The organism is Halobacillus massiliensis (genome assembly GCF_900166625.1).
Taxonomy (GTDB): Bacteria; Bacillota; Bacilli; order Bacillales; family Halobacillaceae; genus Halobacillus_A; species Halobacillus_A massiliensis.
Genome location: NZ_LT800499.1, coordinates 869,639 through 881,038, shown reverse-complemented (window position 1 = coordinate 881,038; position 11,400 = coordinate 869,639). Strand labels below are relative to the sequence as shown.

Genomic DNA, 11,400 nt, shown 5'->3' with positions numbered 1-11,400 from the left:
CAGTATTTTTAATAAAATTACCATTCTTCCGTCACCCTAAAGGTTGCTACTACTGACCCAGAGCCCGCAAAGGTACCCACTGCTAATGTTATAGTTTCAAAATCTGGAAGTTCAAAGTCAAGCAGGGAGGCAGAAGCTAAAACGCGGTTATTGCCTGTGGCAGCTGCTGCTGCAAGTCCTTGCAGTACAACTTGCCCTCCCGAAATCGTAGTGGACGTAATATTAACCTGAAGAGCCGTTTCGTCAGTCGGAATATTGGTCGTGGCTGTTGGGAAATCTACAAACGACCCGTTGAGAGTTCCCCCAAGAATGATTTGATAGTATATATCTTCCTGAGTTACTAGATCAATTCCTTCTAATTCAACACTCACTGAATTAGGTCTTCCAGAACCCGCCGGAAATTCGGTTTTTCTCTGGAAGGATATCATTGGAGTCAGTGTAGTGGTTGCTGTAATTTGCCTTCTTTCTGAAGTCACCCTAAATACAGGGTCATAATTTCCAATAATGGAATACTGTCTTCCTCCAACAAACAATGTTAACGCAGAAGCTGTTCCTTCATTATTCACTTCTGCCCTAACTGGAAGATTAGGGTCTTCAACACTCGTCTGCGAGGTTGGGGAATAGCGGTGAACCGTTACAACTTCCTGAGCTAAAGTAACAGGATTCGGTACTACTACACTAAACTGGATAACCCCATACCCATACCAAGTGAAGTCAATCTCAAAAATATTACCTTCCGACAGATCTAGAGTCACCCCACTAGGACCTGTGCCATCAAGTGGATCAACATTCCATGAATTTTGCTGAATAAGGGTGTCCGTACCTCCTCTTCTTATTCCAATAAAAATTCCGTTTGCTACATTTTGGCCAAAGAAGAAACCATTTTCATCATCGAACATTCCCCACCTTACAACTTGGTCTCCAGTAGGAGGAGTAGGCAGCCTGACTCCAATTCCCGATTCTGCAGCAAAACCTGATTGATACCTTCCTCTTTCGGCGCTTTGAAGCACAGCAAAGTCTGCACCGTTCGCTGTTGTGCTTAAAACAAATTCAGTGTTATTCGTTCCCACCGTAGCACTTCCGCCTACTTCGGTGACATCTCTTAAATCTGATAACCCATAAACAGACGTTAATTCTATTAAAGGGGTTCGCTGAGCTGTTCTTAACTCATTAAATTGAGAGCTAACATTAGGGCCGACATTGGAGATAGTTGCTTCGGTAATACCAGTTGGTCCTGTTGCTCCTGTCGCTCCGGTGACCCCTGTCGCCCCGGTTACTCCGGTGGCTCCTGTGACTCCGGTGGCTCCTGTCGCTCCGGTGACTCCCGTGGCTCCGGTGACTCCTGTCGCTCCGGTGACTCCTGTCGCTCCGGTGACTCCTGTCGCTCCGGTGACTCCCGTGACTCCTGTCGCCCCGGTGGCTCCCGTGGCTCCGGTGACTCCTGTCGCTCCGGTGACTCCTGTCGCTCCGGTGACTCCTGTCGCTCCGGTGACTCCCGTGACTCCTGTCGCCCCGGTGGCTCCCGTGGCTCCCGTCGCTCCCGTGGCTCCGGTGGCTCCCGTGGCTCCCGTCGCTCCCGTGGCTCCGGTGGCTCCCGTGGCTCCCGTGGCTCCTGTCGCTCCGGTGACTCCCGTGGCTCCGGTGACTCCCGTGGCTCCGGTGACTCCTGTCGCTCCGGTGGCTCCTGTCGCTCCGGTGGCTCCTGTCGCTCCGGTAACTCCCGTGGCTCCTGTCGCTCCCGTGACTCCGGTGGCTCCCGTGACTCCTGTCGCCCCGGTGGCTCCCGTGGCTCCGGTGACTCCTGTCGCTCCGGTGACTCCCGTGGCTCCGGTGACTCCTGTCGCTCCGGTGACTCCCGTGGCTCCGGTGACTCCTGTCGCTCCTGTCGCTCCAGTCGCTCCCGTGGCTCCTGTGGCTCCCGTGGCTCCCGTGACTCCGGTGGCTCCTGTGACTCCCGTCGCTCCCGTGGCTCCTGTTGCTCCTGTTGCTCCTGTTGCTCCCGTAGCTCCTGTAGCTCCCGTAGCTCCTGTAGCTCCTGTTGCTCCTGTTGCTCCTGTTGCTCCTGTTACTCCGGTAGCTCCCGTAGCTCCTGTAGCTCCCGTGGCTCCAGTTACTCCCGTGGCTCCCGTGACTCCCGTGACTCCGGTGGCTCCTGTCGCTCCTGTCGGCCCAGTGGTACCTGTACCTTCAACCGTTAATAAAGCAACATCATCTACATAAACGTTAGATGCTCCTGCTTGAGGAAGCTTTCGAATAGACAAAACTCCGCTCGCTGTGCCGGCTGGCGCTGGAGTAGAAGTTTCATACACTTCCAGCCACTCCCCAACCGCTGAAAGTCTGTTAGAAGGGATATTTATACTTAAACCTACACTTAATGGATTAAAACTTGCATTATAATAGACCAAAGTGATTGATATTGGAGGGCTGGGATTACTATTCGTTCTTGCAAAGGATGAAAGAAATTCAAAATTCTCTCCTTCACTGATAGGAAAAGTTTGAGAGATAGTTGCTAAACTGGCAGAAGGTGCTAAAAGTGCGCTAAAAGCACCTGTGTGACTGGCCGCTGGCGTGACGGAAGCATTAAAACCTACCCAAGGAGCAAGTATCCCGGTTTCAAATCCTCCATTAGAAATTTGGTTAATAATCAATTTAAACTCACATCCTTTCATTTAAGTTTGGAAATTATAATAAACTTCCTTTAATAAAGATATGGTGTTTTTCTTTAATGGTTTGGACGAAAAAGGAATATATACTTAATATTTATTAAATTAAAAGGCTTCGGAGTAATAAGAAGCCCTAATTCTTGCTATTCAAAAACAATGATATTTATCGATCTGGTTCCAGCTGTAAAAGTTGATACGTTGGTATTACTTGCTAGATCTGCAAAAAGACGCACGATTTTTGGAGGTATAACAATGAACGAAGTATCAGAAGCAGGGACTTTCAGCCCTTTGACACGAACTCATTACTAATCTATTTTATCTACAGACGATGATGGTTGCCTACATGACGTATTGCATGATAAAGTTCATGAAAAATTCATTCCATAAAAAGAGAAAGATGTGATTGTATCCCCCCAGGCTATCGAAGCCATCAGGGAAAATAATATATTAATCGTGATTGGGGCAGACAAGGATATTAACCGTTTCGAGAAAAAACTAGTACTTGAAGATTAACTATAATAGAAATAGAAAGCACCTAAGAAAAGATAGCTCTAATGTATTGAGCTATCTTTTCTTAATTTAAACTTTGAAATTATAAAGAACAAACCCTTTTGTTACAGATTTTCCCCCGATAACGGAAGATTTAAAATAGAGGTATTTTGCATCTAACCTAGGTTATATTCTCATGGATGAAGAGGGTGAACGACTTACTTTATATCTTGCACCGAGTGCCTTTCAATACGGGGCAGGCACCACTCAGTGAGCATCCACACATCTGGCATGTATTTTCAAATAAATCAGAATCAAGTTTAAAACTTCTTTTCTAAAAATTCCATTGATTCTTATTTCGTTTTCCTGTATTGTAAAACGCAAGCGAAATTATCAACATCTAATTTTCAAAATGAATTCTTTATTTGATTTCTGATTAAGAATGCTTCTCATGTAACGAGGGCAACTGTTTTTCAAAAACTACATACTAGTAAAACTTATCCAGAGAGGTGTAGGGACTGGCCCTTTGATACCTCAGCAACCAGCCATTGGCACGGTGCTAAATCCAGAAGGTAGTAGTTATACCTTGAAGATAAGGAGACTCTTTATGCATAAAGGACTTCCTTACCCAAGGAGGTCCTTATTTTTTTCGAAGGAGATGATTACCATATGACCCAACAGGATTGAACAATTTTAGCCCGTATCCGACCGAAAGCCATCGTGCCTTGTAAAAGAGCACTTGCTTTCTAAAGATAAACTATTCTTATAAAACAGAAAGGTTGTTGAATGAAATGAAACGATCATTAGAACAAAGATTACAGGATGGACCCGTTATTTGTGGAGAAGGCTACTTATTTGAGCTAGAGCGCCGCGGCTATTTACAGGCCGGATCCTTTGTACCTGAAGTAGCCCTGGATAACCCTCAGGCACTAAAACAGACGTATCGTGACTATATGCTCGCAGGCTCTGACGTCGTCTTAGCCTTTACCTATAACGGCCACCGTGAAAAAATGAGAATCATCGGCAAAGAGGATTTATTAGAGCCGCTTAACCGACAGGCCATCCGTCTAGCCAAAGAGGTAGCCCAGGAGCACCCTGAGGAAGAAGCACTCGTAGCTGGGAACATTTCTAACACGAACCTGTTCAACCCGGATGATCCCGAAGCTGTTGAAAAAACAAGAAGCATGTTTGCGGAGATGATCGGCTGGTGTAAGGAAGAAGGCGTAGACTTTGTGAACGGAGAAACCTTCTATTACTATGAAGAAGCCTTGATTGCTCTCGAAGAAATCCAAAAACAAGAGCTTCCTGCCGTAATCACATTTGGCCTGATGGGAGAAAATATTCTGCGAGATGGCTACGAAGTAGAAGAAGCCTGCCGCTTATTAAAAGAAAAAGGCGCTCTTGTTGTGGGGATGAACTGCTTCCGCGGACCAGCAACGATGCAACCATATATAGAGAAAATACGTAATACGGTGGACGGTTATGTAGGTGCCCTTCCCATTCCTTACCGCACAACAGAAGAACACCCTACCTTCTTCAACCTGCCGGACGGCAGCTGTGCTTGTACACTTCCAACGGAAACAACGTTCCCAACGTCCCTGGATCCGCTATACACGAACAGGTATGAGCTTGCTGAGTGGGCCAAAGAAGCCCACAGTATTGGTGTAAACTATTTGGGACTCTGCTGTGGAGCTTCTCCGGCTATGCTTCGTGAAGTGGCAGAAACCGTCGGCCGTACAGCTGTAAACTCCACCTATTCCCCGAATATGGAGAAACACTTCTTGTTCGGCAGTGACGACACGCTGCAGGATCACATCACATCTTATAAGACAAAAGCATAAGTTAAAACGCCTGTCCAAAAATACGGTCAGGCGTTTTTCAAAGCTTTATTCTTTATTTCCCCAGCGACGGTTCCAAATCTTTTTATCCAAGATTCGCCCCCTTTACTGTAAGACTTGATTTCGAGATATTCTCGAGTATATCTCAAACTGACGCATCTGTTTGTTTAAAAACTTACTTAATTTTGTGTTGCGATTTCATATCCACAATACAAATACGGAGACACCAAGAAGGAAGAATGTAGTTATAAGTAATAGTGTAAAATATTCTTTTTTCTTGGTAACAAACTTTTCAACTAGTTCGACAGCATTAGATAATCCTAAAGAAAAAAGCATACCAAAAAGTAATAAATTCGGAAAATCAGTTGAAGTATCCGAACTCACTAATCCCGAAATAGATAGGAATAAAACCCTAACAGCAAAGAAAATTGTAAAAGCGCTTAATAGAACTTTTAAAGCTAAAAATAACTTATTACTTTTTCTGTATTTTTCTTGAATCCTGCTTACCAATTTCATATCTACCTCACCCCTATTCGACAACCTTGCCTTTTAACGAAAAGCTGCTCTCTTGTTGAACTATCCTGCACCGTCAGTTTAATTAATTCAATTTGCTATGATTATGTAATAAAGCTTCCTAATAGCCATACGAAATCAATTCAATTTAGTTTCATACATTCTATTATCTGAGTCTCATTCCTGTTAGCGAAAAAGCGATTGCTCGTATTGAACAATCGCCCCCTATTCTGTATTAAAGAACACAAATACTTATACCTTAACCTCATTGGGTAAAATCTCAAATATGCCTGATTAATTTATAAATGAGTTAAAATATTGACTAATTTTCCGAAAGGATCTCTAACATAAAAACGCCGAACTCCCCACGGTTCTGTAGTTGGTCCATAGACAATTGGAATTCCATTATCTTTTATACGAGTAAGCACTTCGTCTAGGTTATCAACTTCAACTGACAAATCAGGTACTGGTGTGCCAGATCCTCCCTCAGATAAAAAACTGATTTGAGTGGTCATTTTCTCATTAGATCCATAGGTTGCAATAAAATCAAGGTCCATTAGTTGATTAAGTCCTAATATTTCCTCGTAGAAGTGTTTTGCTTCGGAAGTGTCCTGCGTTTCAATATTTGCAACAATTCTCTTAACTATCAATTCTACACCTCCATGGTATTTTGAAGTTTAGTATTCAAGTTAACCTACAAACTTGCCTTTATATAGAATAACTTCAGGATTACTGCTCCAGAAACCTTCAAAAAATCAGCAAAAAAGATACAAGGTAATCATCCAATAATTTAGATCAATATCTCGAAACTGAGTCTTCCACAATCCTGCCCGTTAGAAAAAAAGCGATTGCTCATATTGAACAATCGCCCCGTTAGTTTAATAATGAGCCCATAATAAATGGTGCTATAATTAGTAATATAGAAGCAAAAAGAAGTGTAACGGAAACTGTTTTAGGCAATTTCTTTCTTCCCTTTCCGTTATACCAACCCAAAAATTGTAATTTGTTTCTATATAATACAAANCCTTTCAATACGGGGCAGGCACCACTCAGTGAGCATCCACACATCTGGCATGTATTTTCAAATAAATCAGAATCAAGTTTAAAACTTCTTTTCTAAAAATTCCATTGATTCTTATTTCGTTTTCCTGTATTGTAAAACGCAAGCGAAATTATCAACATCTAATTTTCAAAATGAATTCTTTATTTGATTTCTGATTAAGAATGCTTCTCATGTAACGAGGGCAACTGTTTTTCAAAAACTACATACTAGTAAAACTTATCCAGAGAGGTGTAGGGACTGGCCCTTTGATACCTCAGCAACCAGCCATTGGCACGGTGCTAAATCCAGAAGGTAGTAGTTATACCTTGAAGATAAGGAGACTCTTTATGCATAAAGGACTTCCTTACCCAAGGAGGTCCTTATTTTTTTCGAAGGAGATGATTACCATATGACCCAACAGGATTGAACAATTTTAGCCCGTATCCGACCGAAAGCCATCGTGCCTTGTAAAAGAGCACTTGCTTTCTAAAGATAAACTATTCTTATAAAACAGAAAGGTTGTTGAATGAAATGAAACGATCATTAGAACAAAGATTACAGGATGGACCCGTTATTTGTGGAGAAGGCTACTTATTTGAGCTAGAGCGCCGCGGCTATTTACAGGCCGGATCCTTTGTACCTGAAGTAGCCCTGGATAACCCTCAGGCACTAAAACAGACGTATCGTGACTATATGCTCGCAGGCTCTGACGTCGTCTTAGCCTTTACCTATAACGGCCACCGTGAAAAAATGAGAATCATCGGCAAAGAGGATTTATTAGAGCCGCTTAACCGACAGGCCATCCGTCTAGCCAAAGAGGTAGCCCAGGAGCACCCTGAGGAAGAAGCACTCGTAGCTGGGAACATTTCTAACACGAACCTGTTCAACCCGGATGATCCCGAAGCTGTTGAAAAAACAAGAAGCATGTTTGCGGAGATGATCGGCTGGTGTAAGGAAGAAGGCGTAGACTTTGTGAACGGAGAAACCTTCTATTACTATGAAGAAGCCTTGATTGCTCTCGAAGAAATCCAAAAACAAGAGCTTCCTGCCGTAATCACATTTGGCCTGATGGGAGAAAATATTCTGCGAGATGGCTACGAAGTAGAAGAAGCCTGCCGCTTATTAAAAGAAAAAGGCGCTCTTGTTGTGGGGATGAACTGCTTCCGCGGACCAGCAACGATGCAACCATATATAGAGAAAATACGTAATACGGTGGACGGTTATGTAGGTGCCCTTCCCATTCCTTACCGCACAACAGAAGAACACCCTACCTTCTTCAACCTGCCGGACGGCAGCTGTGCTTGTACACTTCCAACGGAAACAACGTTCCCAACGTCCCTGGATCCGCTATACACGAACAGGTATGAGCTTGCTGAGTGGGCCAAAGAAGCCCACAGTATTGGTGTAAACTATTTGGGACTCTGCTGTGGAGCTTCTCCGGCTATGCTTCGTGAAGTGGCAGAAACCGTCGGCCGTACAGCTGTAAACTCCACCTATTCCCCGAATATGGAGAAACACTTCTTGTTCGGCAGTGACGACACGCTGCAGGATCACATCACATCTTATAAGACAAAAGCATAAGTTAAAACGCCTGTCCAAAAATACGGTCAGGCGTTTTTCAAAGCTTTATTCTTTATTTCCCCAGCGACGGTTCCAAATCTTTTTATCCAAGATTCGCCCCCTTTACTGTAAGACTTGATTTCGAGATATTCTCGAGTATATCTCAAACTGACGCATCTGTTTGTTTAAAAACTTACTTAATTTTGTGTTGCGATTTCATACCCACAACACAAATACGGAGACACCAAGAAGGAAGAATGTAGTTATAAGTAATAGTGTAAAATATTCTTTTTTCTTGGTAACGAACTTTTCAACTAGTTCGACAGCATTAGATAATCCTAAAGAAAAAAGCATACCAAAAAGTAATAAATTCGGAAAATCAGTTGAAGTATCCGAACTCACTAATCCCGAAATAGATAGGAATAAAACCCTAACAGCAAAGAAAATTGTAAAAGCGCTTAATAGAACTTTTAAAGCTAAAAATAACTTATTACTTTTTCTGTATTTTTCTTGAATCCTGCTTACCAATTTCATATCTACCTCACCCCTATTCGACAACCTTGCCTTTTAACGAAAAGCTGCTCTCTTGTTGAACTATCCTGCACCGTCAGTTTAATTAATTCAATTTGCTATGATTATGTAATAAAGCTTCCTAATAGCCATACGAAATCAATTCAATTTAGTTTCATACATTCTATTATCTGAGTCTCATTCCTGTTAGCGAAAAAGCGATTGCTCGTATTGAACAATCGCCCCCTATTCTGTATTAAAGAACACAAATACTTATACCTTAACCTCATTGGGTAAAATCTCAAATATGCCTGATTAATTTATAAATGAGTTAAAATATTGACTAATTTTCCGAAAGGATCTCTAACATAAAAACGCCGAACTCCCCACGGTTCTGTAGTTGGTCCATAGACAATTGGAATTCCATTATCTTTTATACGAGTAAGCACTTCGTCTAGGTTATCAACTTCAACTGACAAATCAGGTACTGGTGTGCCAGATCCTCCCTCAGATAAAAAACTGATTTGAGTGGTCATTTTCTCATTAGATCCATAGGTTGCAATAAAATCAAGGTCCATTAGTTGATTAAGTCCTAATATTTCCTCGTAGAAGTGTTTTGCTTCGGAAGTGTCCTGCGTTTCAATATTTGCAACAATTCTCTTAACTATCAATTCTACACCTCCATGGTATTTTGAAGTTTAGTATTCAAGTTAACCTACAAACTTGCCTTTATATAGAATAACTTCAGGATTACTGCTCCAGAAACCTTCAAAAAATCAGCAAAAAAGATACAAGGTAATCATCCAATAATTTAGATCAATATCTCGAAACTGAGTCTTCCACAATCCTGCCCGTTAGAAAAAAAGCGATTGCTCATATTGAACAATCGCCCCGTTAGTTTAATAATGAGCCCATAATAAATGGTGCTATAATTAGTAATATAGAAGCAAAAAGAAGTGTAACGGAAACTGTTTTAGGCAATTTCTTTCTTCCCTTTCCGTTATACCAACCCAAAAATTGTAATTTGTTTCTATATAATACAAAGTATAAAACTAATATTGCTAATGCACCGAGCCACGAATAAGTTTCTGTTGGTTCATTGATTGTATAAATGTTTCCTATAATCGCCCCACCTAAGCCACCAAGTAGGACAAAAATAAGTATTACACGCAAAAGTTCTAATAAGGTCCTCATTTCTAATCTCCCACCTCTTTTATTAAAGCCCCCGTTTACGCAAGACTTGAATTCGAGATATATTCCTAATTTTTATCTTTTCTTACCGCCTCAATTTAAGAGTGGGCGTTTGCATTTACACTCTGAAGGTAATATGGATTATATATTAAAATGAAAGTAAAAGTTCGACAAGTGGAGAAATTAGTTTGGAATTAACTTAGATTTTAAATGAAGCCGGTAGAAAATGAATCAAGGTAGTATGCTGGAGATCGGGAAGAAAAGCCATAGCAATTGTTTGTAACTAGCCTAGGGAAACATACAAAAAAAGGGTAATATACAAAAACACTTGTTATTCATACAAGGTGCTGGTTGTTTTCCGAGGTTAAATGAACAGTATCATTCATAAAAGGGGCGGAAATCTATGATACTTCAACCTTTCATTTGAAGAAGGATAGCAGACAAATACAAAAATTGGCTCAAACTATGGGGAGAGCTTTTTTTCACGAGCCCAATTTTACATTTATTTTACCCGAACAAAAGAAGCATAACCTATCTCTGCTCGTTTATGTTTAGGGGACCAAGCATTGAATCCAATAGTGCCGATTATCCCTTGAGTTCCTTTTATCTCAATCCCCCAGCGTATTCCTCTTTTCTCCTTGTAACTATTTGCAAAGAAATATACAAATGCCTCTGCTTGTTCTATATTTTCCAAATTATCTTGTCCATAATACCGTGTTACATTTTCATTTGAAAAACAAGCAAATATACCTTCTGCATCATCCTTCGATATTTCTCTAAGTACCAACCTTTCTGTTTCTAATGTCGGAAACATTTTTTCCTCTCCTTCTCAGCTCTTAAGTGCAACACATCTTCTTCAATAATCATGCTCTGTTAGTTCAATATTTCCGTCTTAGAAATAGGAACCAACCATTGTTCAAGGTTAGCCCTCAATTATTTAAGACTCAGTACTGAGATAAACTTTGATTAGATTATTAATAGATCACCATGCTTAAGGTGCCACTCCCCGCTATCTAAATCTTCCTTCAGCCTATTAAGACAACTATTTACAGAACTAGGATTCCCCTTAGCAAGAGGCGAAGTTCCATTCTTAAATCCTTCTTTAAAATAGATTTCTAGCTTGTTCCAGCCTGAAAAGAAAAACAGATCCTTTAAGTCATTAGGATGGAAACGGCTTAACTCTTACAGCAGGCTCTAATTCTTCTAGTAAGTTTGAAAGAGTATGTAATGGGGGATGAATCGCTTTGGCTTATATTAGCTTCTTATGCCTTTACCATATATTTCTCCTACAATCACCGCTGTATTGAAAATAAATTTTATAGCCAAGTAAGACTTTCAATGGATAATTTCCATATTTTTACACTTTAAGAGAATTTAACTATATTTAGGGTTACAGAATAAGAAAAACTTTGCTTTCACCATTACAACTTGTTTTTCATAATCATAACCCGTTTAAGTAATTACCTTGAATATCGACACAAATAGAATATACTTTTCCACGCTATTTAGACTAATAGGCCGTCGAGAAATATTATCAGCCTAAATCAATGGTTTGCTGAGAAGTTATTCTATTACTTCTACAACAGTAAACATG

General features: G+C 41.0%; 8 protein-coding genes, 2 pseudogenes and 2 riboswitches. Of the genes and pseudogenes, 3 read left to right on the top strand and 7 right to left on the bottom strand.

Features of this window, described 5'->3' with window-relative positions; genetic code table 11:
• Positions 1–17: 17 nt before the first annotated feature.
• Entirely contained in the window at positions 18–2,648 is a 2,631-nt protein-coding gene (locus B7E06_RS22190; RefSeq protein WP_425432186.1) for an NTTRR-F1 domain, read from the bottom strand.
• A gap of 402 nt (positions 2,649–3,050) precedes the next feature.
• Between B7E06_RS22190 and B7E06_RS21510 the strand changes: the two are divergent.
• Positions 3,051–3,176, top strand: a pseudogene (locus B7E06_RS21510) (potassium transporter Trk); the annotation flags it as partial.
• Positions 3,177–3,646: 470 nt separating this feature from the next.
• Positions 3,647–3,751: riboswitch (SAM riboswitch) on the top strand.
• Positions 3,752–3,943: 192 nt separating this feature from the next.
• Complete coding sequence (locus B7E06_RS04415; RefSeq protein WP_082232855.1) at positions 3,944–4,993, top strand: homocysteine S-methyltransferase family protein; 1,050 nt, start codon at positions 3,944–3,946, stop codon at positions 4,991–4,993.
• Between the two features lie 195 nt (positions 4,994–5,188).
• Here B7E06_RS04415 and B7E06_RS04410 read toward each other — a convergent pair whose 3' ends face one another.
• On the bottom strand, positions 5,189–5,506 hold the full coding sequence (locus tag B7E06_RS04410) for a hypothetical protein (RefSeq protein WP_082232856.1): 318 nt from the start codon (positions 5,504–5,506) through the stop codon (positions 5,189–5,191).
• Positions 5,507–5,802: 296 nt separating this feature from the next.
• Positions 5,803–6,153, bottom strand: coding sequence for a VOC family protein (locus tag B7E06_RS04405; protein ID WP_082232853.1), 351 nt, complete (start codon positions 6,151–6,153; stop codon positions 5,803–5,805).
• A gap of 626 nt (positions 6,154–6,779) precedes the next feature.
• A riboswitch (SAM riboswitch) is annotated at positions 6,780–6,884 on the top strand.
• Positions 6,885–7,076: 192 nt separating this feature from the next.
• Here B7E06_RS04405 and B7E06_RS04400 point away from each other — a divergent pair.
• Positions 7,077–8,126, top strand: coding sequence for a homocysteine S-methyltransferase family protein (locus B7E06_RS04400; protein ID WP_082232855.1), 1,050 nt, complete (start codon positions 7,077–7,079; stop codon positions 8,124–8,126).
• A gap of 195 nt (positions 8,127–8,321) precedes the next feature.
• Here B7E06_RS04400 and B7E06_RS04395 read toward each other — a convergent pair whose 3' ends face one another.
• From B7E06_RS04395 to B7E06_RS04380, 4 genes and pseudogenes are all read right to left on the bottom strand, one after another.
• Positions 8,322–8,639: a hypothetical protein gene (locus B7E06_RS04395; RefSeq protein WP_082232854.1), complete on the bottom strand. Its 318-nt coding sequence runs from the start codon at positions 8,637–8,639 to the stop codon at positions 8,322–8,324.
• 296 nt (positions 8,640–8,935) lie between these two features.
• The gene (locus B7E06_RS04390) at positions 8,936–9,286 is read right to left on the bottom strand and encodes a VOC family protein (RefSeq protein ID WP_082232853.1); all 351 of its coding nucleotides are present in this window, start codon (positions 9,284–9,286) and stop codon (positions 8,936–8,938) included.
• Between the two features lie 223 nt (positions 9,287–9,509).
• Positions 9,510–9,809 (bottom strand): hypothetical protein, encoded by a 300-nt coding sequence (locus B7E06_RS04385; protein ID WP_082232852.1) that lies wholly within the window; start codon positions 9,807–9,809, stop codon positions 9,510–9,512.
• A 523-nt stretch (positions 9,810–10,332) separates the two neighbouring features.
• A pseudogene (locus tag B7E06_RS04380) lies at positions 10,333–10,620 on the bottom strand (GNAT family N-acetyltransferase); the annotation flags it as partial.
• Positions 10,621–11,400 lie beyond the last annotated feature (780 nt).

What these genes read in the sequence shown, in the direction of transcription:
- B7E06_RS04415 (WP_082232855.1), top strand. Translation starts at nt 3,944, where the DNA reads ATGAAACGATCATTAGAACAAAGATTACAGGATGGACCCGTTATTTGT.
- B7E06_RS04410 (WP_082232856.1), bottom strand. Translation starts at nt 5,506, where the DNA reads ATGAAATTGGTAAGCAGGATTCAAGAAAAATACAGAAAAAGTAATAAG.
- B7E06_RS04400 (WP_082232855.1), top strand. Translation starts at nt 7,077, where the DNA reads ATGAAACGATCATTAGAACAAAGATTACAGGATGGACCCGTTATTTGT.
- B7E06_RS04395 (WP_082232854.1), bottom strand. Translation starts at nt 8,639, where the DNA reads ATGAAATTGGTAAGCAGGATTCAAGAAAAATACAGAAAAAGTAATAAG.
- B7E06_RS04385 (WP_082232852.1), bottom strand. Translation starts at nt 9,809, where the DNA reads ATGAGGACCTTATTAGAACTTTTGCGTGTAATACTTATTTTTGTCCTA.